Source organism: Rhodococcus sp. UFZ-B548 (genome assembly GCF_903819475.1).
GTDB lineage: Bacteria > Actinomycetota > Actinomycetes > Mycobacteriales > Mycobacteriaceae > Rhodococcus_F > Rhodococcus_F erythropolis.
Genome location: NZ_CAIJDS010000002.1, coordinates 99,705 through 124,263 on the forward strand (window position 1 = coordinate 99,705; position 24,559 = coordinate 124,263).

The window sequence follows — 24,559 nt, forward strand, 5'->3', positions numbered from 1 at the left end:
ACTCGCTCTGCGCCGATTGTCGATACTGGAAGATCAGGCTGTCGTTCAGGTTGAAAGTCGTCGTGAATCCTGCCTCGGCCCGGATCCCATCGAGTGAGCAATTTTGCCCCAGTCTCGGCCGCGCCGAGCGTCACCGTCAGCGTGCGTTGTCTCCTCCTTCCCCATCGCGTTGAAATACATGCTCCAACAAAAGAATTCGAAACCACGGAAATGCCAGTCAGCCGGCACTTTCCCGTCCACGTTCGGCCTCTCGACAGCAGTGAACCAGGTCGCTAAGTACGCCCGCGACATCAGCTAACGCGGCGTGCGGGGGTTCGAGTGGAGAAACCGTATGACAGTCATGTCTTCAGTAAAAGACTCGACCACGGCCTTCTCACACTGCTCGCGAGCCAGCTCACCCACGTAAATAATCGGACCGATTTCACACCCAGTTGCGACCTTGATTCCAGTCGCACCCTCAGGAACGCCCTCGACCAAGGACGTGCGTTCACGGATTCTGTTTGGACTGAATAAATCTACTTGAAGCGTCGTACTCATATTCTCTTCTGAAGATATATCAGATTGCGAAAATGAATATTAATAAGACGATCATGGCGGAGATCAGTGCGGCGATAAGCCAGAGACCCAGCCCTGGAACTGTCACCAAACCTTCGGCTGCTTCAACACCAATGCTGCGTGTGCATACACTGCTGCCATCAGGCCAACCGGGTCGTACGTGAACAACCCGATCCCCACTTCATCGGCATACGCAACCGCAGCTTTGCTGCAACTCGATGCCGCAAAGAAGAACAATGCCTTCTTGGCGTCAGTCTCCCGCGCACCGTAAAGCTGCTGCATCTCGGTCCGGACCGCGGCGCCGACCTTCCACTTCACCTGTGTCAGGGCATGTGATGATCGACCATCAATTCCGCCGTCCGCTCTCCCAGTCGTTGCGACCGGATCAGTGAAGCCCCAGGACCTCATAGCCTCGGCGGGGTTCAACTCTCTGCCTTGTTCGGCGTGGTAATGCACCGCATCCGACCTCGACTAAACATACATCGCATTTAGCATCCAGTGTCATTCAAATAGACGACAGTCTAGGCAACCCACAGATGCTACTATCCGCCGATGGGAATTGGGAATCGAAAAAGGACAACATTCCGGCTAGTCCTTCTTTTCGGCATACTCACGATAATATTGCCGAGTTGTAGTACTGATTCGCCGGGCACTAATGAGCAGGTTCCAGCATCTGCGCAAATATCTGACGAGGGTTTTCACATACAGTATGACGAATTGACTGTCGAAGGAACCGGGAACAGCGGTGATGTGGGGGCAAGCGCTAGTGTTGATCAGGACGGCGTCAGCACCATCCAGGGTGATCAGAACATGCTCATAACCATCAGCGACCGATACCAGGTCGTCATCGAGGATTCCGATGGGCAACCGAACGCCCCTATCACCCTGCGTTTCCGCGTCGATGGTGAAGCGGTGCAGAGAGCAATAGATTCCGGGGGTGAGGTGGTGGTCCTCTCAGAATCAGCAGGTGCAGATACCCCATCGATGGTAGATGCACAGTTCAACCCCAATGACTCCACGGTGACGGCAACGGTAGACCATCTCAGCTGGTTCCAAGCTGTCATCTTCAACACCAATGAATTCTTGAACAAAGCAGGACAGGGGATCAAGGAAGTCCTGGGAACCGGGTTCACCAAGCCTGCCTGCGTTGGAGATCAGATCAAGTATTCGACGTACAGCGTTCAAATATCAGCACTAGCGGACGATGTAGCGTGGACATGCCTCCGATCAACCTGGACAGGCACGCTCGACTCCCCTCAAACAGTCGAGCTGCATTCTAACTCTCCAGTGCCTTGGGTGATTTCTAGCGATCCTTCCCCGCTTGCTATTAACAAAACGAAAACAGACAGCCAGAACCGCTCACTTTCGATAGCTTACGAGCAGCTTATGGGTTCAGACGTCAGTTTCCTCGGTCCAGGCGATGCGCTGACGCTCGACTTTAAGCAATACGTCGGCTCACCTAAGTCGGGCACACTAACACGCGACCCCAAGCTTGATAACGCTGCTTTCTCGTCGTGGGGGTATGCATACGCTCTCGAAAATATCTCTTCCGCACTGTTCCCGCCAGCAAAGGTGATCAAGGTTCTAGTCGGTTGCTCCTCAGAGATAAACAATCTTCTCGACGCAGTTCAGACCGCGGCCAATTGCGGCAAAGAATTCGGATCGACTGCCATTTCATTCGTCCTGAGCAGAGTTGCGGTGTCGAAGATATATGACTTTAGTGCGAAGTTCGGGCTGGACAACATACCCAATAGCGCAACATGGAAAGTGTCGCGAGTCGGAGGTGAGTCCAATGGAGGCGAAATCAGTGCAGCCCCGAGCAGTAGTGGACCCGCTGCTGACTACGCGCCCAAAGAGTGCGGTCCCGTTACCGACCGTCGCGGCAAGACCGCGACGGTCTTGAACGACAACGCGGTCATCGACTGCACAGAAGCTGTCTCTGTCATGAGTGAATACCTGAACGATCCCAACGTAAATGATCGAACCTACCGTTTCGACGGGTGGACCTGCTCAGTACTTGGTGCCGCAGAGGAAGAGAAGATGGGCTACGTCATCAAGTGCGAACGGGAGGACAAGGCGGCGATCATGCTAGCAACGCGGTGAGCAGTAATTGGGTGGAGCAGGCAAACACCTCTCTGTAGACGGAACCAGACAAGAGCGCTCGTTGAGCCTGGGCCTAGTGCTGTACATCGAACGTGCAGTAGCTGGCGGGATCTACCGCGGACCGATGCTGATCAACTCGCGATTGACAAGATGGACATCGCCGCGAGGTTCAACCGTGGCCGGATCGCTGCGTTCGGCGGTTGGAAGAGCACTGTTGCGACGGTGGGGATTACCGACTCCGCACTTGACCACGCTAAAGAGCGCCGTGAGAACTCTTGCTCGACCATGCCTGACGGTGTTACCGAACGCCTGAAGGCGGAGTGGTACCGCCGAACAGGATTTCGCCTTAAATGCGGTGCAAAGAACGGCTTTAGTCACCGAGTCAGAACGGGTTCCACCAGTTGATGAACTCGATCCACCACGAGCCCGGAAAGAGCAAAGTATCGAGAAACGGGTTGGTTAGGTCGGGCAAGCTTCCAATCATCGTCATCTCCTCAAAACGGGTTCCACCATGCTGTGAGCGGTCTCAGGAACGGGTACCAAAACAAGACTTCTTCGGGAATGTCAGCCACGTTTCCGATCATGCTGGTGTATCGCACGTCACACAGACCGTGTTAACGACGCACTGATCCAGGGAAGTCTTCGATCTAGACGTTACGGACTAGCTCAGGTGGGTTCTCGCTGCGCTGGTCGATGTAGTCATCGCCAGCACTCAGGACGTGGGCAGTCGTTGAAACGAAGGTTCGCTCCGGTCCCTGCTGTTTGGATTAGAAGATTGCCGTAACCACCAACGAATGCCAACGGTCCCCCTCGCCGCACGTTGAGGTCTTCGATCTCATTCCAATCGCAGTGTGTCTCGCAGCTGAAGAACGGACTCCCCCAGTTCTTGATCGTCTCGCCGCTGTCGTTGTGAATCGCACCGGAGTTTCCGGGGCACATCAAAGTCTCTGGACTCTTGTGCCCCTACGAATCGCGTCCCAACCACCACCCTCGACCCACCACCACAAAACCAAGCCACCCGAAAACAACCTGTTGACAACTCAGAACCTGTGGAATTCGGCAGCGCGACACACCAACGGCGGCCCGAACCGTGACAATTTTCTGAAATCCCCACAATTTGGACGAAAGTCCAGTAGAACTAGTTACAGTTTTGCTCAAACCGTCACGCACCCCGCTGAATGGAGTTCTACATGGCCCGCCGCTCACTTCGCCACGCAGTAGCAACCACTACATCCCTCGTTCTCATCGCCGCCGGCGTCACTGTTGGACTTGGAGCCTCGGTGGCGCAAGCAGCACCGGCATGCGCGCTCAACCAGTCGGTCACCGACAGTTGGGCCGGTTCCCTCGGGACGCCGTACACCGTCAGCAAGGAGGTTGTCGGCGATGGCAAGGTCGCCGCGGGTCAGACGGTCACCTACATCACCAAGGTTTCCGGTTCCGGAGCCCTCGTCAATCAGATCCGCGATTTCCACCCGGCAGGATTCCAGCTGGTCAAGGCTCGCCTGAACGTCAAATGGCTTATCGGCGACCAGAAGTGGGACGACGTCACCAAGACCGTCGTTGTCGGCAACAACTCCGTGGTGGCAAAGGGCGGCGGATGGACCACTGCGGGCGGCGGCGTCATCGCTTTGGAAACCACCTACAAAGTTCCCGATAACGCAGTTGTAGGCACGCAGCTCGACAGCGGCGCCGGCACCAACATTGTGCTGGCGGCGGGCGACTGGAACATCAATCCGATGGGCGTCTGCGTCACCATCCGGCAGCCGAACCCCGTCGAGGCGGGCGCCGGAAGCCTCGAGGACATGGGCTTCGGCTCACTCAACTCCGGATCAGGCCAGGTATTCGGCTCCCTGACCGACCCGCAGGGGTCGATGACCAATGTCATCAGCGGTGTCTTGGGCAATGTGCTCGGCAACATGAGCTGACTCAGTTCAGATTAGTAAATCGGCCGAGCTACCAGCAGATGCTGGTAGCTCGGCCCATTTCTACTTTGCCGAACAAAGCTTTGCCGTCAACCGAGTTCAAGAAATCATCAGCAAATCACCGCATCAGCTTTCCGCCGTACCGGGCCGGCGTCGTACCGAAGGTTTCCCGAAATGCGGCGATGAACCCACTGCTGGTGCGGTAACCAACCTGCGGGGCAACGTCATTGACACCCTCACCCCGCGCGAGCATCTCGAGTGATGCGTACATGCGTGCTCGAGTTCTCCACTGCCCGAAGGTAATCCCGGTATCGGCGACAAAGGCTCGCATCAAGGTCTTGGAACTGACCCCGAGTTCGCCCGCCCACTCCCCCAGCGTCCGTGAGTCTGCCGGATCGGCAAGGATGCGGGCAGAAACCGAACTCGCCGCAGCATTGCGAGGAACCGCGAGGACGTCGTGCCGTTCGGGCGCGGCAGCAAGAATGTCGTAGAGCAACTCCTGACTCATCAACCGCCGAGCATCGTCGATGGTCCGGTCGGCGAGATGGCGCAGCAATTGAGCGGACAGAGCATCGACTTCGAGAACAAGTGGCTGAGTCCACCGCGGCCCGGCAGGGCGTAGATCCGGACGCGCATAGGCCGCAATCATGCACCCCTCCGTCAGAAGTGTCATGTCGTGGAGAACGGTGCCCGGCAACCAGACCAAGTGCGCGCTGTGCAGGTGCCACACATTGCCTCCGGCAGCGATCTGCATCGTCCCTTCACTCATCCAGGCGATCTGATGCTCGGGGTGTCGATGAGCTCCGTACGCAGTCACTCCGTCGACGACGTTGGTGTAGACCTGAAAATCTTTGAATGTCCGTCCGCGACTATCGGGTAGCGCTAGCAAGGACTTTGGACGAGTCGAGTAACCAATAGTGGACATTTTGCGTCTTTCTGGGCGTATCCGAGTCCATTCTGAAGGATGGACCGACGATCCTGCAAAGGTTAGCCTCACTTTATTGCTGACGCGACCAGTTCAGCACTTCACGCGGAACTCAGATCACTTCGCCCACCACTTCGAAGGAGCATGCACGTGCCCTCACGTAGCACCCGAATCCTCGCCGCCTTATTCACGACGGCCGCGATCATCGGGTTCTCGACCGCCTGTGGAACCTCGCAAGGCGTCGACACCGCATCAGCGACCCAGAGCAACGACGCATTCCCCGTGACGATCGAGCACGCACAGGGTTCGACGACCATCGATGCCGAACCGCGGCGGGTAGTGACACTCGGATACACCGATCACGAACCACTGCTCGCCTTGGGAGTCGAACCCGTCGGCATGGCCGAATGGTGGGGGTCCGGCATGGATGAAAGCTGGCCGTGGACGAAGGACTACTGGAAGGGGAAAACTCCGACCTACATCAACAGCGGCGGAGACTTCAACTTCGAGCAAATCGCCTCCCTCGCACCAGATCTGATCCTAGCGCTGTACGCCGACATCGACACGGAGACCCACAAGAAGCTGACCTCGATTGCGCCGACTGTCGCGCAGAGCAAGGACTACGACGCATACACAACGCCGTGGACCGACATGACACTCACCGCCGGGCGCGCCCTCGGCAAAGAACCACAAGCTCAGCAACTGATCGCGGATACCGAAAACGCGTTTGCCACCGCTCGCGCTGCACACCCGGAGTTTTCCGGGCAAACCGCAACGATCGTCAACCTCGACACTCCCGAGGGATACGTGTTCTCGTCGCACGACCCACGCGGCATCTTCCTCTCGCCACTCGGATTCACCCTCCCCCCGACGGTCGACGCATTCGTCGGCGACCAGTTCGGCGACTGGCTGCCGAACGAGCGATACGACATCCTCGAACCCGTTGATCGTTTGATCGTGATGGCCGATCCGGAGGGAGAGAAGGCCCTCCCCGGCAACACTCTCTACCAGCGGCTACCCGCTGTGAAAAACGGAAATGCGATAGTCGTGCGATACACCGCAGATCCACCCGTCGGCGCGGCGATGTCCGGCAATACCGTCCTGAGCATTCCGTACGCCATCGACCAACTGACCGCCACATTGTCGAAGTAACCAACAATTCCAGGTATCGAAAATATGTTCGAATGATGCTAGCCTCAAACCCAGGAAGCACTCACGGACATCGAGGATCACCATGGACGAGGTACCGGAGACAGCGCTAGATCTTGCACGACTCGATCTGGCTCGGCTGGTCGACGAGTTGACGGTTCTCGACCAGCGACGCGTCGACATCGGCGAGAGCTTGGTTCAACTCGAGTACCTCTACGCCAGGATGGGCGCACGGCAACAAGCAGATGCTGCTCGAAAAGCCTTCCAGGAGAAGTACGTCGGACGAATCTACGAACTCGCAGACGGTCTGCGCACCTGAAAAGAGGTTGCACACAACCACTGACGGAGCGCATGGTCATTCCTGCACGACACACCGGACCGATCGGTTCGGCTGTGAACTATGTGGGAGAAATCTGATGGAGAAGATCACCAAGAGGCTGTGGAACTGGGCATCGATACTCGACGAGAACACTCGCGAGCAAGCGCTGCGTACGTCCCAGATGCCTTTTGTCCGTCCACATCTGGCACTTATGCCGGATGCGCACCTCGGTGCGGGAGCGACGGTGGGTTCGGTCATTCCGACGGAAGGCGCAATCATGCCCGCCGCCGTCGGAGTCGATATCGGCTGCGGAATGATCGCGGTCAAAACCCAGTTCAGTGCACGCGACCTTCAAGGCCGCGACCTGAGCGTTCTTCGCCACAGCATCGAACGCTCCGTTCCGCTCTCGGCGGGTGTCTACAACAAGACGCTGAGCGACACGGCGCAAATCCGCATCGCAGAACTCGAGGCAATGGCGGGCGATCGCCTGGCCTTCTACGACAAGTTCAAGAACAACTGGAGGTTTCAGCTCGGAACGCTGGGTTCTGGCAACCACTTCATCGAGGTGACGCTCGACGAGAGCGACGGCGTCTGGCTGTTCCTGCACTCGGGCAGCCGCGGTATCGGAAACAAGCTCGCACAGCATCACATCAAGATCGCCAAGGACTTGTGCGAGCGGTGGTACATCAACCTTCCCGATCCGGATCTTGCCTACCTGGTCGAGAAGACGCCCGAATTCGACTCGTACATCACCGATCTCAACTGGGCTCAGCACTTCGCTCTGCTCAACCGCGAAGAGATGATGGACCGCGTGGTGAAGGACTTCGCGCACTTCATGGGTGACGGCAAGCCCGCGATCATCGACGAGGTCGAGCGGATCAACTGCCACCACAACTTCACCCAGAAGGAGTTCCATATGGGCCGGGGTGTGTGGCTGAGCCGTAAGGGTGCGATCAAGGCAGACGAGGGCACGCCCGGGCTCATCCCCGGTTCGATGGGGACGGCGAGTTACGTCGTCGTCGGGAAGGGAAACGTGCCGTCGTTCAAGTCCAGCCCCCACGGCGCGGGTCGGGTGTACGGACGTAACCAGGCACGCAAGACCTTTACGATCGAAGATCTCGACAAGGCGATGGTCGGCATCGAATACAAGCGTTCCGCGGCGTTCCTCGACGAGATCCCGGGTGCGTACAAGGACATCGACGTCGTGATGGACGACGCGAAGGACTTGGTCGAGATTCGACACACGCTGCGTCAGATCGTGAATGTCAAGGGCAACTGACCCCGCGCAACTCCGCGAAATGCAAAGTGCCCCGCCGATATCGGCGGGGCACTTCGTTGTCAAGATCAGTCAGGAAGGCGCAGATCCGGCTTGTCCAGCTCTTCGATGTTGACGTCCTTGAACGTCACGACGCGCACGTACTTCACGAATCGCGCCGGGCGGTACATGTCCCACACCCAGGCGTCGGACATCCGCAGTTCGAAGTAGATCTCCCCGTCTGAATTGTGGGGCAGCAACTCGACCGTGTTGGCCAGGTAGAAACGTCGTTCGGTCTCCACGACGTAGGAGAACTGTCCGACGATGTCCCGGTATTCACGGTAGAGCGACAGCTCCATCTCGGTTTCGTACTTCTCGAGATCCTCGGCACTCATCGGTTTAGCCAGTCCTCCCAGTTCGTCTGAACGTCCATCATCCCGTACGGCCCGCGCGTTGTTCCAACCGGACTCCCGCAGCCACCACGTTTGCGTACGTCATGCGATGCTCGGGGCACGGCCCCAGCTCGTCGAGAGCGTCCATGTGCAGTGGCGTGCTGTATCCCTTGTGAATCGCGAAGCCGTATCCGGGATGAGTGTCGTCCATCTCGGTCATCACACGATCTCGGGTCACCTTCGCGAGAACGCTCGCCGCGGCGATGCATGCAGCGGCGCCGTCACCGCCGATAACTGGTAGCGACGGAGCCGTCAGACCCGGAACCCGGAACCCGTCGGTGAGGACGTAGCCCGGTTCGAGATCGAGGCCCGCAACTGCTCGTCGCATCCCCTCGATGTTGGCAACGTGGATACCGATCTGATCGACTTCCGCAGCGGGTACCGAAATAACACTCCACGCCAACGCCAAACGCTTGATGGCCGGGAAAAGCTCCTCGCGCGCGCGTTCGGTCAACTTCTTCGAATCGTCGAGCCGCGCCAGTGCCGCTTGCGGTTTCGGCGCCAGGACACACGCGGCAATGACGAGTGGACCAGCGCACGCTCCGCGCCCGGCTTCGTCGACGCCGGCGACCGGACCGAGTCCGGTTCGCGCCAACGCAGACTCCATCGTCCGCAGACCTGCCGATCTGCGAATGACAACGCGAGGGGGCCAACTACTCACTGTCTCTGCCTACTCGGAACTACGCGAGTCCATGTGTGCGGTACGACAACTCAATTGCCCTGAATATCAGGCGCATCGATGCCGCCCATTCGCGACGGGGGAAGAACGATGAAACGAGCTTGACCGATGATGTTGTCGATCGGGACGGTTCCCTGGAACTCGTCGTCGACGTGGTAGCGCGAGTCGGCGGAATTGCTGCGGTTGTCACCCATGACCCACACGTGGCCCTCGGGAACGGTGATCGGTCCGAAGCAGCGGCCCGACTTCAATTCGGTGTCACACGTTTGTGTTCCCGGAGTGAACGGGAAATCCATCTTGATGTACGGCTCGTCGAGCGGCTTGCCATCGACCAGGACTCGGCCCTGATCGTCACAGCATTCGACGGTCTGGCCGCCGGTAGCGATCACTCGCTTGACCAAGTCGTTCTCGTCCGGCGGAACGAGGCCGACCCACGAACCGACCTCTTGAATGCCGCGAACGACAACGTTGTCGGACCGATTGGACACATATTTCGTGTTCCACGAATCGGGTCCCTTGAAGACGACGACGTCGCCGGGTTCCGGATCGCCGAAGCGGTATCCGATCTTCTCCACCACGATGCGGTCACCGGTACATCCCGCACAGCCGTGCAGTGTCGGTTCCATCGACTCGGATGGGATGAGAAAAACTCTGAAGACAAATGCCTGAAGGACGATGCTGAGTACCAGCGCTACGCCGATCAGAACAGGGAGTTCTCGCAGGAACGATCGCTGTTTCTTCTGCGGCCGATGTGAGGTCGGTTCCGCGGAACCGCTTGATCCCTCGTGATTCTCGGGTCCGGACGACAATGCCTGCTCCTTCGAAGAATCTGCCACAGAAACCAGATTAGCCCGACACCGCGCGTACGCGGTGCCGGGCTCATCGGAAAGATCAGCGCTTTTCCTTGATCTTCGCCTTCTTGCCACGAAGCTCACGGAGGTAGTACAGCTTGGCGCGACGGACGTCACCGCGGGTCAGAACCTCGATGGAGGCCAGCGTGGGGCTGTGAACCGGGAAGGTGCGCTCGACGCCGACGCCGAAGGAGACCTTACGGACGGTGAAGGTCTCGCGAACGCCGCCGCCCTGGCGACGAATAACGACGCCCTTGAAGACCTGCACGCGCTCCTTGGAGCCTTCGATAACCTTGACGTTCACGTTGAGCGTGTCGCCGGGACGGAACTCGGGGATGTCGTCGCGGAGCGACTTTTTGTCCAGGAAGTCCAGGGTGTTCATATGTCATCCTTGTATTTCGCAGGAGCAGAGGAACCGAGCGGCACGCGTTTCGGTCTCCCGAAACGGCGCTCGTCTGGTTCGTGCCCAGATCAAGTGCTGCTGCCTGGTCCAGGCAACCCGTCCATTGTGCCAGACGCGGATACCAGCGGGGAAATCGGTGGCGGCGGAGCCGCGTGAATGGTGTGGTCCAATTCCTGCTCGGCCGCGGTCATCGCATGCTCGACGCTCGGCGATCCGGCAATCAGATCCTGGACGTAGATCTTGGCCCTGATGACCGGTCGCCGCCACTTCCGCTCACGCTCGAGCGCGCGGTTCATCCGTTTCGGCTTACGCGTGTACCGCCAGCGAGCCCACGGTGCACCCGGCCGGCTCAAGCGAACCGCTCCGATTACCAGCAGCGGAAAGACGAACAGGCCGACGAGCCCCGTCCATATCTTCCCCTTGAGAATCACGATTGCCGCCAAGGCGAAGTTGATCAACGCGACAAAAACGAACACCAACTTGATCCACGGATCCCGTTCTTCACGGAACCCGGCGACGTCGAGAAGTTCGAGCGGGCGGAAACCCAACAGCACCAGACCGGTCACGGCGATTGCGACGAAAACCGCATCCACCGAGGTCCGACCTTGCTCGGACCAGTACACATCCTTCAGATAGAAGATCAGTGCGAACTCGTCGAGCACCAATGCCGCACCCATACCGAAGATCGCCGCCAGGACGGCACCGGTGGTCTGCGAACCATCGACGTAGACCGCGATCAGCGCACCACCGGAGATCATCATGGCGATCACACCGAACACGACGTGATGCACGTGCTGACCTCCGGGCGCGATGTTGCCCGGCCACCATTTCACCTGCGCACGGATCATCCGGACGCTGAGACGGATGAAGAGGAAGGCAGAGAGGAATCCGAGCAGGAAGAACAGCAATGGCAATCGGCCATGGGCGATGATCTCGCGCTCGAGCCACTCCCGCATCACTGTCCTCCCTTCACCGAATTTCAGATCCGACCATTCTTCCGATTGATACCGCCAACCGACTCGAATGAGACGATACGGACTCCGAAAACCCGGCGGACGGAATTACTTGCCGAAGCCCGCCTTGCGCAGAGCCTCAGCCATCGACCCGGCAGCGGGCGCGCGGTTGTCCGGACGCGACTCGCGTCCACCCTGACGTCCGCCACTACCTCGTTGCTGCCCCTGACGCTGACCCTGTGGCTGGCCCTGACGCTGTGGTTGCCCACCTCGCGGGCCTTCGGACTTGCGGGGTGCGCCCACCTCGTCGTCGAGACGAAGCGTCAGCCCGATGCGTTGGCGTGCCTCGTCCACTTCGAGGACCTTCACCTTGACGACGTCACCTGACTTGACGACCTCGCGTGGGTCCTTGACGAAGTTGTGTGACATCGCCGAGACGTGAACCAGACCGTCCTGATGAACTCCGATGTCGACGAAGGCACCGAAGGCTGCGACGTTGGTGACCACACCTTCGAGAGTCATACCGGGCTTGAGATGCGCGACTTTCTCGATGCCTGCGGCAAAGGTCGCGGTCTTGAATTCGGGTCGTGGATCTCGCCCCGGCTTCTCCAACTCGGAGATGATGTCGGTGACGGTCGGTAGACCGAATCGCTCGTCGACGTAGTCGGACGCCTTGACCGATCGAAGTGCCTGCGAGTTTCCGATCACGGTGCGCACGTCCCCGCCGGCACTGGCAACGATCTTGCGAACCACCGGATATGCCTCCGGGTGGACGCTCGACGCGTCGAGAGGGTCGTCGCCGTCGGTGATCCGCAAGAAGCCTGCGCACTGCTCGAAAGCCTTGGGTCCCAGTCGGGAGACGTCCTTGAGTCCCTTGCGGGACTTGAACGGACCGTTCTGGTCCCGATGGGCGACGATGCTCTCCGCTAGGGAACCTGCGATTCCGGACACCCGAGCGAGAAGTGGCACGGACGCGGTGTTGACGTCGACGCCGACCGAGTTGACGGCATCCTCGACGACGGCGTCGAGCGAACGTGAGAGCAGCGATTCGGTGATGTCGTGCTGGTACTGACCGACACCGATGGACTTGGGATCGATCTTGACCAACTCCGCCAACGGATCCTGCAGGCGACGCGCAATGGACACCGCACCGCGAATCGAGACGTCGAGGTCGGGAAGTTCCTGCGACGCGTAGGCCGAAGCCGAGTACACCGATGCGCCTGCCTCGGAGACGACGATCTTGGTCAGGTTGGGCGCGCCGGTCTTCTTGATCAGTTCGGTAGCGAGCGTGTCGGTCTCGCGTGAGGCCGTGCCGTTGCCGATGGCGATCAGTTCGACGCCGTGCTTGGCGACCAGCCCGGCAAGCGTCGCAAGCGCCGCGTCCCACTTGTTCTGCGGCTGGTGCGGGTAAATCGTCTCGTATGCAACAACTTTGCCGGTTCCGTCGACGACGGCAACCTTAGTTCCGGTGCGAAATCCGGGGTCGAGTCCCATGGTGGGTCGGGCGCCGGCGGGAGCCGCGAGGAGTAGATCCTTGAGGTTGGTGGCGAAGACGTCGACGGCGTCCTTTTCGGCCGACTGCCGCAGACGCATTCGAGTGTCGATACCGAGCGTGACGGCGAACTTCGTCTTCCACGCCCACTTGACGGTGTCGAGAAGCCACCCGTCGGCGGCCCGACCACGGTCGGCGATCTCGAACCGCGACGCGATGCGGCCTTCGTAGACCGTGCGCTCCCCCGGCGCGAGTTCTTCGGTGTCGGCCGCCATGTTGAGCGACAGCACTTCTTCCTTCTCTCCGCGCAGGACGGCGAGGATGCGGTGCGAGGGCAATTTGGAGAACGGTTCCGAGAACTCGAAGTAGTCAGCAAACTTCGAGCCATCGGTTTCCTTGCCCTTGCGGACCGATGAGACGACCTGGCCGCGACTCCACATAAGCTCGCGCAATTCACCGACCAGATCGGCGTCCTCGGCGAAGCGCTCCACGAGGATCGACCGGGCACCGTCGAGTTGCTCGTCCGAATACTGCGCGGGATCGGTGGTGGGATCTCCGATGAGAGCGTCCGCGACAGGCTCGTGGCCGGCCTCGCGGGCGATCTGCGCCTTGGTGCGCCGCTTCGGTTTGAAGGGGAGGTAGATGTCCTCCAGCCGCGCTTTTGTCTCGGCCAGCATGATCTGACCGCGCAGTTGATCGTCGAGTTTGCCCTGAGAGTCGATCTCCGTGAGCACGGCGTCACGACGGTCGTCGAGCTCGCGGAGATACCGCAGCCGCTCGTCCAGAAGTCGCAACTGGGCGTCGTCGAGCGTGCCGGTGACTTCCTTGCGGTACCGGGCGATGAAGGGCACCGTGGCTCCGCCGTCGAGAAGGTCGACTGCTGCTGCAACCTGGCCTTCGCGGACGTCGAGTTCCTCGGCAATGCGCTGGTTCACGGTCTTGAGAATCACGAGATCCGACCCTACCGCTATCCTGAGACAAGAAGATCGGCAACAGTGCCGTGTCAGGGCTACCGGGGGAAACAGATGAGTACGCGGTACGTCCGGATTGCCGCAATGGCGGCCGCAGTTACTTTTGCGGCTTCGTGCAGCGGTGGACAGAACCCGGATGATTCGATGCAGACCCCCGCCTTCCCCGACACCAATGTTCCGGTCGCGGAGACTCTCGACGGCCGACTGGCTCAAGCTCAGGTGGCGGCGCTCGGGCGCGGTGCGGACGTCTCCATCGCCGTCCTCGATCGATCCTCGGACAAGTACCTCGATGTTGCCGGCGACCAGCAAATCGAAACTGCCTCGGTGGCAAAACTTTTCATCGCCGAGGATCTCCTCCATCAGGACGCTCGCGGCGAGCGGCCCATCACGGACGACGATCGCACCCTCATGGCGGCAATGCTCGAATCCTCCGACGACACCGCAGCCAACCTTCTGTGGGACGAGGTCGGCGGTCAGGAGGTGATCACCCGGGTTGCCGAGCGTTACGCACTGACCGCGACGACGCCGCCGTGGGACGGAATGTGGTGGAACACCGAGACCACGACGCACGACCTGGTCACTTTCTACAACGGCGTCCTCGACGACTCCGACCGGCTCGGACCTGAGCGGGTCGAGCAATTCGTCGAGTACCTGCGGCAATCCACTCCCGAAGGAACCGACGGCTACGACCAGAGGTTCGGATTGCCCGAGGCCTTGTTCGGCGAGTCGGTCATCGGAGTCAAGCAAGGCTGGATGTGCTGTGTCGAGGACAAGTGGATCCATCTGTCCACCGGCATCGTCGGTGACGACAACCGATACATCATCGCAATCGGTTCGCGAGAAGACGTCCAGTACACGGACGAGGACAGCTTCTATCCCGACACCTCGTTCACCGACGCCGTCGACGACGAAAGCGCACTGCACGCACGTGACACTGTCACCGGCGTCACACAGATTCTCTTCCCGAGCGGAAGCATCGACGACTGGGCGGCGGCATCCACGACCGCGGATTCGGTGATGCCCGAAGCTTCCGGGCCCTGATTCGATCCACGCGGTCGTGTTCGTCCTCAAGCCTGCTTGTACTCGAGGACCGAACCGATGACCCGTTCCTGTTGTTCGGACGTGAGCATGGGCCACAGTGGCAGTCGAAGGATCGACGCGGAGAACTCGGCGCTACGCACACACGGCTCCGGTGTTCGTCCGTAGCGCACACCGGCCGCACTCGTATCGAGCGGAATGTAGTGGAACGGCGCCACGATTCCGTCGGCGGCGAGATGCCGAATCAAGCCGTCGCGGCTCTCTTCGGTAGGCATCTTGAGATAGAACAGGTGCGCGGTGTGCTCGCGATCATCGGGAACCGCCATGGGAACGACACCGTTCTCGGACGCCCACACGCCCAGACTCACGCTGTAGGCATCCCAGACGCGATGCCTGGCCGCCTGAATCGCGTCGAACTCCGAGAGTTGTGCGTCGAGGACAGCGGCATTGAGTTCACTGGGCAGATAACTCGACCCGATGTCCTGCCACGAATACTTGTCGACCTGGCCGCGCAGGAAACGCGCACGGTCGGTCCCCTTCTCACGGATGATTTCGGCGCGGGTCATCAACTGATCGTCGGAGAGCAACAGCGCGCCACCCTCGCCGCAGTGAACGTTCTTGGTGTCGTGAAAACTCTGCGTACCGATAGTTCCGATGGTGCCGAGCGCCCGCCCGCGCCACTTTCCGCCGAGCCCGTGAGCGTTGTCTTCGATCAACGCGACACCGTGGAGTTCCGCGAGGTCGAGGAGGGGTTCCATGTCGGCGGCGACTCCGCCGTAATGCATGACCAGTACTGCTTTCGTTCGTTCCGTGATTGCCGCTGCGACGCAGTCGGGATCGATATTGCCGGTACTCGGATCGATGTCGACGAAAACAACAGTGGCCCCGCGCAACGCGACGGCGGTCGCCGCCGAACTGAACGCGAAGCTCGGGACGATCACCTCGTCACCTGGGCCCAATTCGAGTAGCAGCGCACCCAATTCGAGTGCGTGCGTGCACGAGGTCGTCAGCAGAGCATGCGTGGATCCGGTGATCGCTTTGAGTGCTGCAGTCGCGGACTTGGTGAAACGTCCGTCACCGTGAATGTGATCGGACTCCAGAACCGTTGCCAGATTCGACAATTCGTTCGATGCCCGATAGGGGCGGGAGAAGATGATGCGATCAGTGCTCACGACTACGCCGATCGATCGAGGTTCCGGGCCGCGGTGAATCGACAGTCAGATACAGAGGCTTTCCGACAAGGACGTGCAGTGCCACGCCAAGGTATTCGGCGATGAGACCGAGCGAGAACAGGATCGCACCCGAACAGACCAGCAGCGCCATGATGATCGACGCCCATCCTTCCGGGTCGTTGTTGTCACCGGTCATGGCTTGGACGAAGATCACCGCAGCCATGATCACACCGGCCGACGCCAGGGTGACCCCGAGCAGACTCACCAGTCGCAGACCGCGTGTTCCGCTACACAACACCATCTTCCAGAACAACGAGAACAAACGGCGATAGTTGTACCCCGATTCCTCGCGGCCTTCCGCTCGAAGTGTCACCGGCGCCGTGGCGGTATTGCCGACAACCCACGTCAGCGCGACGTCCAGATACACGCCGTTGGCGGCGACGCCGGCCAACTGTCGGCCGATGTCACCTCGGATCAGGCGGTAACTTTCGAATCTCGTCGAATCAGGGAACGCGAATACCGTCGCCAAGACGATCTTTGCGCCGCGCGAGGTCAGGTTCCGCAAGAATCCATGCGGGCGGGTGTTCGTGGGTTTGGAATACACGAGATCGGATCGCTCCGTCAGCGCGGTGTCGAGGAAAGCCCCGATGTGCACCGGGTCGTGCTGACCGTCTTCGTCCATCGTCACGATCCACTGGCCACGTGCAACGGCCATACCGGCGATAGTCGCCGCGTCCTGGCCGTAGTTGCGACTGAGCCACACGACACGCACCTGATCGAAACGGCGCTCCAATTCGAGTAACACGACGTCGGAACGGTCCGGACCGTTGTCGTGAACCAGCACGATCTCGTCGACGGTGAACTGCGCTCCACCGGGCGTCGAACTGGGTGCGCACAGGCCGTCCAACTCCTCGACGAGCGCCGTGATCGTCTTTTCGCCCTGATAAACGGGCACTACGACGGAAATCGAGTGCACTCGCTTCCACTCCCTTCAGGGGGCTCGACTGGCGCCGAGAGACAGGCACGATCGGGCCCACACCGTCGCGAACTTTAACACGCAGAGATGTCCGGACTTCGGATGCCGACGGCGCGTGATGCGCTCGCGTCTCCGCGCGCCCCACCTGCCCTGTTAAGGTCTGGAACTCGTGGTGGAAACTCGCACTCTCGCCCGGGCAGACGTGTACAAGTGGGGCGCCGTCACGGCGGTCGGTGTCATCGCCGGCTACCTGGCCGTGGTGCTCGCGAACGCTCGTCACTTCTACACCGACGACACCGAGTCCCAGTACGCGCCGCTGTGGGTCATGCTCGGCCGTAGCCTGCGAGAAGGACACCTGCCGGTACTCGTCCCCGAGAACTGGATGGCCGGCAACTACGCGATCGAGGAAGCGGGCCTTCTCAATCCGCCACAACTTCTGATCGACCTGATCGCACCGTCCTTCGACAACCTGGCGCTTTACGCGACGATCGTGAAATTGATCTTCGCGATCATCCTTGCGCTGGGCGTCTATCGGATCTGCCTGGAGTACGGCTCGAAGCCCACGTGGGCTGCGGTCGCCGGAGTCTCGATTCCGTTCACCGGTTTCCTCCTCTTCTTCGACTCGGCCAGTTGGATGACAGCCTTCACCGGCACTGCCTGGATGGTTCAGGCGTGGGCCTCGGCAATCCGCTACGCCCGCGGTAAGAGCGGTCCGATCCCGACCTTCGTGTTCTTGTATCTCGCGATGTCGGTCCAATATGTTTTCCCCGCAGTCGAATCCGGTTTGATGATCGTCGCAGTCGCGATCGGCGAAGTTGTCTATCAGCGGCGTTGGCTGCCGTCGCTGCGGCTTCTGGCGGTGTCCGCGTGTGCCGCCCTCGCCGGTCTCGCGACGTATCTGCCGAGCCTGCTCACCGCTGACGTCACCTGGCGCGGTGCATCCGAAGTCAAGAACGACGCTTTCCTCGCCGTTCCCTGGTCGGAATCGCTGAACGCGAGCCTGCCGAGCACGATGCCCGCGTTCTCCTCGTGGTGGGGATACATCCAGACCATGCCCATGGTCTACGTCGCGTGGTTCCTCATTCCGGCTCTGGCATTCATCGACTGGGGCAAGGCACGCGCCGCGGGACGCGAATTGACCGCCGTCGGGATCTTCACGGTCGCCGTCCTCATGTGGACTGCCGGGCCGAGCACGATCGGCCCACTGCGGTGGCCCGCGCGCGTGCTTCCGATGGTGGCCATCGGACTCCTGCTTCTGGTGTGCATCCTGCTCGGGCGTTACGCCACGACCGACAAGTTGCGCGGACGCTGCGTTGCAGCCGGAATCCTCGTGGGCCTGCTTTTGATCAGGTCCGCCTCGGCAGCTCCCGGGCTCGCGAAATGGCATGTGATCTCAGCCCTGGTCGTTGCCGCACTCGGCGCTGCGATGGTGTGGCTGGGCCGCACCAAGGGCACCGCGCTCGCATGCCTGTTGGCAATCGCCGCGGTCTCCCCCATCGCCTACGCCCAGGTTCGGGCCGCGCAACCAACCCCGATGAGCTGGAACCTGCCCGAATCCCGCTCGGAGATGAAAGAGACCTTCCCCGACTTCGAAGGCACGACACTGCAACTGGGCGACCGTGCACTCATCGGACCCGGGGACAAAACCCTCGACGGAGCATACGGTTCCCTGGCTTTCGGAAACTACCCCAAAGACCTCGAACTGACCTACACCAGCGGCTACACCCCCAACGGGCACTTCTACTTCGGTGATCTGCTCTGCATGCGCTGGGACATGAGCGTCTGCCCCGACGCCTTCCGGCGGGCATTCACCGTCGAACCCACCACCGGCCGCACCATCGTCGACCTGATGAAGGTGGACCGCGTCGTACTGCAGAACGCCCTCTACCCCGACGCACGTAAGAACCCGGCCCCCGACGGGTGGACATGGGTCGACTACCCCGGACACGAGAACTACATCTCCGTGCTCGAACGCGTCGACGGCCCCGTCTCGACACGAAACGGCCGCATCGCCGATACCCGTGGCGTCGAAGCTGTTTCGACCGCGGAATCGAACATGTCGAGCACCCTTCGTGTCAGTTCGGAGACCGGCGGCAAGGTTGTGTTCGCACGGCTCGGCTGGCCCGGGTATCGAGCTAGCCTCGACGGTCAGCCTGTCCCGATCGACGTCGTCGCGAAGTCCTTTGTCACCGTGGACATCCCAGCCGGGACGAAGGACGCTGAACTTGTCCTCACGTGGCGACCCCCGGGATGGAAGGTCGGCGGCGCTTCGATGGTCGCCGGAATCCTCGGCCTCGGTGTGCTCGAGTGGATGTATCTGCGGACACGACACAAGGACCGGATCAACACCGTGAAAACCGAGTCTTCATGACCGAAGACATCGCATCACCCGAGAACCCCGGCCCACTGCTGCGGGTGGTCAAGCATCAACCCATCGCGTTTGCCATTGTCGGAGTGGCCAATACGGCGATCGGATACGGGCTCTTCGTGATCTGGTCACTGATCCTCGACAACAAGGATCTGTATCAAGTGGCTGTGATCGGTGCGTACTCCATCAGCGTGCTCATCGCTTTCGTTCTGCATCGGACGTTGGTTTTCCGCGTCCGCGGACATGTGGCACGCGACCTGGGCGCGTTCATCGTCGTCAATTCCGGTGGCCTCGTGCTGAATCTGATACTCGGAACAATCGCGGTGTCGATTCTGCATGCCCCGCCGCTTCCCGCCCAGGCGGTTGTCATGTTGATCGTTGCCGGGGTGAGTTTCTTCGGTCATCGATACTTCTCGTTCCGCCGCAAACCTGCCGAGCGGCACTGACCCTTCTACGATTCGCGGGGTAGCGCTCGATCCACCGCGGCCTCGACGATCGTACGAATATCTTCCTCCCGGAACAGGTTCGGCAATGTCAGTCGATCCAGTACGAGCCAGTTCAACGACAAATAGAGCAGGCGAACGGTCATCGCATCACCCGGCACGCCCGACGCCAGATGATTGGCTACGTTCAGATCGAAGTCTTCTCGGATGCGGACGGTCAGGACCGCTCGCAGGTCCGGACGACGTATCGCCTCCAGCCGCAACTCCATGAGCGCGAGGAAACCCGTTCCAAACGAGGTGACCCGCTCGACCACGTCGAGCATGAGCGTCACCAGTCGCTCACGATCGGTGCCGTTGACGGGATCGATCAATCCCTCGAGGTCGTCCGGAATCAGTCGCTCGTAGATCCGGCCACCGGCCTGCGTGAGTAGGTCGTCGCGATTGGAGAAGTAGTTCGACGCTGTCCCGTTCGGCACGGCTGCCTGGGTGTCGACGGCTCGAAAAGTCAAGCCTCGAGCACCCTCTCGGGCCAACACCTCGATTGCCGCGTCGATCAGGGCAAGCCGTCGTTCCGGGTTCTTTCGCACTTGACATCACTCCTGACACGACCCTAAGTTAAACCACTACGACCATAGTACTACGAACGGAGCGTTTGATGCGAAAGCTTGTGTACTACGTGGGAGCTTCCCTCGACGGCTACATCGCGGGACCAGACGGCGAATTCGATTTCTTCCCGGTTTCCGAACAGATCACGGTCTGGATATGCGATCGATATCCCGAGACCGTGCCAACGCATGTGCGGCCCGCTCTCGGAATCGAGGACGCACCCAACAGAACCTTCGACACGGTCGTCATGGGCCGCGGCTCTTACGAGCCCGGGCTGAGCCTCGGCGTGACCAGCCCTTTTGCGCACCTGCGCCAGTTCGTCGTCTCCAGCACCCTCCCTGACGCCGAGGATCCCGCGGTCACCATCGTTCGCACCGATCCACGTGCGGTCGTCAGATCCCTCAAAGAGGAAGAAGGACAAGATATCTGGCTGTGCGGCGGCGGAACTCTCGCCGGCGAACTACTACCGGAGATCGACGAGTTGATCGTCAAAAGGTATCCGGTTGTCGCCGGCGCGGGCATACCGCTGATCAGAGGTAACTTCGAGCCGACACTGTTCACACCGACTGCAACCGAATCGCTCGACGACGGCGCAAGCATCACCTGGTTGAAGAGAAATACCTAAGGAAGTAGATCCGGTCGACGCTCGGCCGTGCGCCGCAGCGACTGCTCATGGCGCCAGGCTTTGATCTTCGCGTGATCTCCGGAAAGCAGAACAGGCGGAACCTCGAGATCACGCCACACGGCGGGGCGAGTGTAACTGGGCCCTTCGAGGAGCCCGTCGGAGAACGAATCCTCTTGGTGCGACAGCTGATTGCCGAGAACGCCGGGCATCAGTCGCACAACAGCCTCGACCATCACCAGCACGGCTGCTTCGCCGCCGATCAGAACGTAATCGCCGATACTGACTTCTTCGACGCGAACCCGCTTGGCGGCGTCGTCGAAGACGCGTTGGTCGATACCTTCGTATCGGCCGCAGGCGAAGACAAGGTGCTTGGCGGTGGCCCAGCGATGTGCGGTCGCCTGAGTGAACGGGACGCCGGCGGGAGTCGGCACCACCAGGATCGTCTCGGCATCATCCGGGCCGGAAGTATCGGAGCGACCGATCACGTCGTCGAGCGCCGGGCCCCAGACGGTGGGTTTCATGACCATGCCGGGCCCGCCGCCGTACGGGGAATCGTCGACGGCTTTGTGTACGTCATGGGTCCACGACCGAAGATCGTGGACGTCGACCGAGATCAAGCCACGTTCGATTGCCTTGCCCAGCAAGGCAGCACGAAGCGGTTCGAGATACTCGGGAAAGATGGTGACGACGTCGAGACGCATGACAAACGATCAGTCGTTGTCTGGGTTCGAATTATCGCTGTTCGACTTGTCGCCGAAGTCCGGGTCGAGCAGCCCCTCGGGAGGCTCGATCATCACGACGCCGTCGGCAATCGACACCGAGGTGACGATGGCGGCGACAAACGGGATCAGCAATTCACCGGACGTCTCGCCGGTACGACGAATCGAAAGCAATTCGCCTGCGGCGGAATGTAATACCTCGATGACCGAACCGACCTCGGTACCGTCCGTGAGGACGACCTTCAGTCCTTCGAGTTCGTGATCGTAGAACTCGTCCGGATCATCCGAAGGCTCGAGTTCGGAACTGTCGATGACAAACAGTGTGCCGCGCAACGCATCTGCGTCGCCACGGTCACTGACGCCTTCGAGGCGCAGCAGAAGCCGCCCGGAATGATCCCGGGCGGCTTCCACTGTGTACGACTTCAGTGTGGACTCGCGCGGCTTGCGCCCACGCAGCACAGAACCTACGGCAAAACGATCTTCGGGCTCGTCTGTACGAACCTCGACTACCAATTCACCTTTGATGCCATGCGACTTCGCGACACGACCGACTACGAGTTCCACCTGTTTACTGCCGTCTACTGATCGGTGTCGACGACATCAACACGGATACCGCGGCCACCGATGCCGGAGACCAAGGTCCGCAGAGCGGTCGCCGTGCGACCACCCCGACCTATGACCTTGCCGAGATCGTCGGGGTGCACGTGCACCTCGACGGTCCGTCCCCGACGTCCGGTGATCAGCTCGACACGCACATCGTCGGGATTGGCGACGATGCCACGCACGAGATGCTCTACCGCATCAGCGACGACGGCACTCACTTGTCAGCAGCCTCGGCGTCTGCAGCGGGAGCCTCGGCGTCAGCCGCGGTGTCTTCTGCCTTGGCCTCGTCAGCCTTTGCAGCCTTCTTCTTCTTGGGGGTGATTGCTTCTGCAACCGGCTCGTTCTCGGCCTGCGCGAGCGCAGCCTGGAAGAGCTCGAGCTTGGTGGGCTTGGCTTCCTTGACGCGAAGGGTGCCTTCGGTGCCCGGCAGGCCCTTGAACTTCTGCCAGTCACCGGTGATCTTGAGGAGTGCCTCGACGGGCTCGGTGGGCTGTGCGCCCACGGACAGCCAGTACTGAGCACGCTCGGAATCGATGTCGATCAGCGAGGGCTCTTCCTTGGGGTGGTACTTGCCGATGGTCTCGATCGCACGGCCGTCACGACGGGTGCGCGAGTCGGCGATGACAACGCGGTACTGAGCGTTGCGGATCTTGCCGAGTCGGGTGAGCTTGATTTTGACAGCCACAGCTGCAGTTCTCCTTCAGCGCGCACAACAGTGCTGCGCATGTCACGTGCAATTCAGCGACCCACACGATTTGTGAGCCCGGTTTTGCCTCTATCCTGTGACCGTCGCAGCGGTACGTAACCGGTTGCGACGAACAATGGTCCATTGTGCCAGATGGGTGGGCTCGTTCGGAAACCACCCTGTGCGCGCTTCGAGAGTGCAGGGACTCCCTAACCACTCACGGGGGTGCCGCGGAGGATCACACGCATCGGCTTCGCGAGCACATCGGGGTTTCCGCGCGGATCTTCGGAATAAACCACCAGGTCGGCGGGCGCTCCCTCTTCGATGCCCTGGGCACCCAACCAACTCCGCGCATCCCAGCTGGCTGCGCCCAACGCCTGGTGAGCTGTCAATCCGGCAACTTCGAGTTCGGCGATCTCGTCGGCGATCCGCCCGTGTCTGATCGATCCGCCGGCATCCGTTCCGGCATAGATCGGAATCCCGGCCTCGTGAGCGGCACCGATTGTCTGGTGCCGACGAGCGTGCAAATCGCGCATGTGCGCCGCGTAGATCGGATATCGCGTGGCGGAGTCCGCGATCTCGGGGAAAGTAGCGATGTTGATCAGCGTCGGAACCAGGGCCGTGCCGTGCGCGACCATCGACTCGATGGTCGCGTCCGTCAATCCGGTGCCGTGCTCGATGCAGTCGATACCGGCGTTGATCAGGCCGGGCAAAGCGTCTTCGGCAAAAACGTGAGCGGTGACCTTTGCGCCTTCGGCGTGGGCGGCAGCGATGGCCTCGACCAGGATCTCGTCGCTCCACAAGGGAGCCAGATCGCCGACGGAACGATCGATCCAGTCGCCGACGAGCTTGACCCAGCCGTCACCAGCGCGTGCCTGACGCACTACCTCGGCCGGCAACTGAGATTCGTCGTCCAGGTCGACCGGCAAGCCCGGGATGTACCGCTTGGGTGCCGCGATGTGCTGACCTGCGCGAATGATCCGCGGCAAATCGAGGCGCTCGTCGATGAACCTGGTGTCGACCGGTGATCCGGCGTCGCGGAGCAACAGCACGCCCGCGTCACGTTCGGTCTTCGCCTGCTCCAGCAAGCCGTCGACGGTTTCGCCGCCGCCACCGCCGTAGCGGATACCGACGTGACAATGCGCATCCACGAGACCCGGTGTGATCCAACCCGATTCGACGATCGTCTCCGCACCGGACACCGGCTCGAAGGAAATCAGCCCGTCGACGATCCACAATTCGATCGGCTCGGCATCGGGCAGACCGATACCCCGCAGATGAAGCGCAGCCACCGA

At 60.7% G+C, this 24,559-nt stretch carries 25 protein-coding genes; 9 read left to right on the top strand and 16 right to left on the bottom strand.

The genetic code is table 11. The features are described 5' to 3' along the window. Positions 1 to 639: 639 nt before the first annotated feature. Positions 640 to 963, bottom strand: a complete 324-nt coding sequence (locus H7C86_RS03260; protein WP_235867884.1) for a restriction endonuclease — start codon at positions 961 to 963, stop codon at positions 640 to 642. Positions 964 to 1,272: 309 nt separating this feature from the next. Here H7C86_RS03260 and H7C86_RS03265 point away from each other — a divergent pair, with 309 nt between their 5' ends. Both H7C86_RS03265 and H7C86_RS03270 read left to right on the top strand, forming a co-directional pair. After that, a complete protein-coding gene (locus H7C86_RS03265; RefSeq protein WP_182261090.1) occupies positions 1,273 to 2,658 on the top strand; it encodes a hypothetical protein in 1,386 nt (461 codons plus the stop codon). 1,190 nt (positions 2,659 to 3,848) lie between these two features. Continuing rightward, positions 3,849 to 4,583 (top strand): hypothetical protein, encoded by a 735-nt coding sequence (locus tag H7C86_RS03270; protein ID WP_003942731.1) that lies wholly within the window; start codon positions 3,849 to 3,851, stop codon positions 4,581 to 4,583. Between the two features lie 115 nt (positions 4,584 to 4,698). On the opposite strand, the gene H7C86_RS03275 is transcribed toward H7C86_RS03270, so the two are convergent. Then, positions 4,699 to 5,505 carry an AraC family transcriptional regulator gene (locus tag H7C86_RS03275; protein WP_070796226.1) on the bottom strand — a complete coding sequence of 269 codons (807 nt, stop codon included), beginning with the start codon at positions 5,503 to 5,505 and terminating at the stop codon, positions 4,699 to 4,701. Positions 5,506 to 5,649: 144 nt separating this feature from the next. Here H7C86_RS03275 and H7C86_RS03280 point away from each other — a divergent pair, with 144 nt between their 5' ends. The 3 genes from H7C86_RS03280 to H7C86_RS03290 all read left to right on the top strand — a co-directional run bounded on the left by H7C86_RS03280 (position 5,650) and on the right by H7C86_RS03290 (position 8,252). Further along, positions 5,650 to 6,657: an iron-siderophore ABC transporter substrate-binding protein gene (locus H7C86_RS03280; protein WP_259349034.1), complete on the top strand. Its 1,008-nt coding sequence runs from the start codon at positions 5,650 to 5,652 to the stop codon at positions 6,655 to 6,657. An 82-nt stretch (positions 6,658 to 6,739) separates the two neighbouring features. Then, the gene (locus tag H7C86_RS03285; RefSeq protein ID WP_019747974.1) at positions 6,740 to 6,973 is read left to right on the top strand and encodes a hypothetical protein; all 234 of its coding nucleotides are present in this window, start codon (positions 6,740 to 6,742) and stop codon (positions 6,971 to 6,973) included. Positions 6,974 to 7,070: 97 nt separating this feature from the next. Continuing rightward, positions 7,071 to 8,252 carry an RtcB family protein gene (locus H7C86_RS03290; RefSeq protein WP_020969338.1) on the top strand — a complete coding sequence of 394 codons (1,182 nt, stop codon included), beginning with the start codon at positions 7,071 to 7,073 and terminating at the stop codon, positions 8,250 to 8,252. A gap of 65 nt (positions 8,253 to 8,317) precedes the next feature. Here H7C86_RS03290 and H7C86_RS03295 read toward each other — a convergent pair whose 3' ends face one another. From H7C86_RS03295 to H7C86_RS03320, 6 genes are all read right to left on the bottom strand, one after another. Further along, positions 8,318 to 8,623 carry a DUF2469 domain-containing protein gene (locus H7C86_RS03295; protein ID WP_003942715.1) on the bottom strand — a complete coding sequence of 102 codons (306 nt, stop codon included), beginning with the start codon at positions 8,621 to 8,623 and terminating at the stop codon, positions 8,318 to 8,320. Between the two features lie 37 nt (positions 8,624 to 8,660). After that, a complete protein-coding gene (locus H7C86_RS03300; protein ID WP_024487346.1) occupies positions 8,661 to 9,341 on the bottom strand; it encodes a ribonuclease HII in 681 nt (226 codons plus the stop codon). 50 nt (positions 9,342 to 9,391) lie between these two features. Beyond that, entirely contained in the window at positions 9,392 to 10,195 is an 804-nt protein-coding gene (lepB, locus tag H7C86_RS03305; RefSeq protein ID WP_003942787.1) for a signal peptidase I, read from the bottom strand. Positions 10,196 to 10,250: 55 nt separating this feature from the next. Next, positions 10,251 to 10,592, bottom strand: coding sequence for a 50S ribosomal protein L19 (gene rplS / locus H7C86_RS03310; protein ID WP_003942791.1), 342 nt, complete (start codon positions 10,590 to 10,592; stop codon positions 10,251 to 10,253). 89 nt (positions 10,593 to 10,681) lie between these two features. Further along, on the bottom strand, positions 10,682 to 11,569 hold the full coding sequence (locus tag H7C86_RS03315) for a hypothetical protein (protein ID WP_003942742.1): 888 nt from the start codon (positions 11,567 to 11,569) through the stop codon (positions 10,682 to 10,684). A gap of 105 nt (positions 11,570 to 11,674) precedes the next feature. Continuing rightward, complete coding sequence (locus H7C86_RS03320; RefSeq protein ID WP_070796224.1) at positions 11,675 to 14,008, bottom strand: Tex family protein; 2,334 nt, start codon at positions 14,006 to 14,008, stop codon at positions 11,675 to 11,677. Positions 14,009 to 14,083: 75 nt separating this feature from the next. Between H7C86_RS03320 and H7C86_RS03325 the strand changes: the two genes are divergently transcribed. After that, positions 14,084 to 15,070, top strand: a complete 987-nt coding sequence (locus tag H7C86_RS03325; protein WP_182261092.1) for a serine hydrolase — start codon at positions 14,084 to 14,086, stop codon at positions 15,068 to 15,070. Between the two features lie 26 nt (positions 15,071 to 15,096). Here H7C86_RS03325 and rffA read toward each other — a convergent pair whose 3' ends face one another. Both rffA and H7C86_RS03335 read right to left on the bottom strand, forming a co-directional pair. Beyond that, positions 15,097 to 16,239, bottom strand: a complete 1,143-nt coding sequence (rffA, locus tag H7C86_RS03330; RefSeq protein ID WP_182261093.1) for a dTDP-4-amino-4,6-dideoxygalactose transaminase — start codon at positions 16,237 to 16,239, stop codon at positions 15,097 to 15,099. Further along, complete coding sequence (locus H7C86_RS03335; RefSeq protein ID WP_019747967.1) at positions 16,229 to 17,215, bottom strand: glycosyltransferase; 987 nt, start codon at positions 17,213 to 17,215, stop codon at positions 16,229 to 16,231. Before H7C86_RS03335 ends, rffA begins: the two co-directional genes overlap by 11 nt. Before the next feature lie 172 nt (positions 17,216 to 17,387). Between H7C86_RS03335 and H7C86_RS03340 the strand changes: the two genes are divergently transcribed. Beyond that, complete coding sequence (locus H7C86_RS03340) at positions 17,388 to 19,586, top strand: hypothetical protein (protein ID WP_182261094.1); 2,199 nt, start codon at positions 17,388 to 17,390, stop codon at positions 19,584 to 19,586. Further along, on the top strand, positions 19,583 to 20,029 hold the full coding sequence (locus tag H7C86_RS03345) for a GtrA family protein (protein ID WP_020969332.1): 447 nt from the start codon (positions 19,583 to 19,585) through the stop codon (positions 20,027 to 20,029). The genes H7C86_RS03340 and H7C86_RS03345 overlap by 4 nt, the downstream gene beginning before the upstream one ends. 5 nt (positions 20,030 to 20,034) lie before the next feature. Here H7C86_RS03345 and H7C86_RS03350 read toward each other — a convergent pair whose 3' ends face one another. Then, positions 20,035 to 20,613, bottom strand: a complete 579-nt coding sequence (locus H7C86_RS03350; protein ID WP_182261095.1) for a TetR/AcrR family transcriptional regulator — start codon at positions 20,611 to 20,613, stop codon at positions 20,035 to 20,037. A 68-nt stretch (positions 20,614 to 20,681) separates the two neighbouring features. Between H7C86_RS03350 and H7C86_RS03355 the strand changes: the two genes are divergently transcribed. Next, entirely contained in the window at positions 20,682 to 21,257 is a 576-nt protein-coding gene (locus H7C86_RS03355) for a dihydrofolate reductase family protein (RefSeq protein WP_182261096.1), read from the top strand. Here the strand turns inward: H7C86_RS03355 and trmD are convergent. The 5 genes from trmD to H7C86_RS03380 all read right to left on the bottom strand — a co-directional run bounded on the left by trmD (position 21,254) and on the right by H7C86_RS03380 (position 24,556). Further along, positions 21,254 to 21,958, bottom strand: coding sequence for a tRNA (guanosine(37)-N1)-methyltransferase TrmD (trmD, locus tag H7C86_RS03360; RefSeq protein ID WP_182261097.1), 705 nt, complete (start codon positions 21,956 to 21,958; stop codon positions 21,254 to 21,256). The genes H7C86_RS03355 and trmD overlap by 4 nt on opposite strands. Positions 21,959 to 21,967: 9 nt before the next feature. Further along, a complete protein-coding gene (rimM, locus tag H7C86_RS03365; protein ID WP_020969330.1) occupies positions 21,968 to 22,540 on the bottom strand; it encodes a ribosome maturation factor RimM in 573 nt (190 codons plus the stop codon). A 14-nt stretch (positions 22,541 to 22,554) separates the two neighbouring features. Continuing rightward, the gene (locus H7C86_RS03370; RefSeq protein WP_003939023.1) at positions 22,555 to 22,797 is read right to left on the bottom strand and encodes an RNA-binding protein; all 243 of its coding nucleotides are present in this window, start codon (positions 22,795 to 22,797) and stop codon (positions 22,555 to 22,557) included. After that, positions 22,794 to 23,264: a 30S ribosomal protein S16 gene (rpsP, locus tag H7C86_RS03375; protein ID WP_003942818.1), complete on the bottom strand. Its 471-nt coding sequence runs from the start codon at positions 23,262 to 23,264 to the stop codon at positions 22,794 to 22,796. Before rpsP ends, H7C86_RS03370 begins: the two co-directional genes overlap by 4 nt. Before the next feature lie 209 nt (positions 23,265 to 23,473). Then, positions 23,474 to 24,556 (bottom strand): amidohydrolase family protein, encoded by a 1,083-nt coding sequence (locus tag H7C86_RS03380; RefSeq protein ID WP_060938667.1) that lies wholly within the window; start codon positions 24,554 to 24,556, stop codon positions 23,474 to 23,476. Between the last annotated feature and the right edge of the window lie 3 nt (positions 24,557 to 24,559).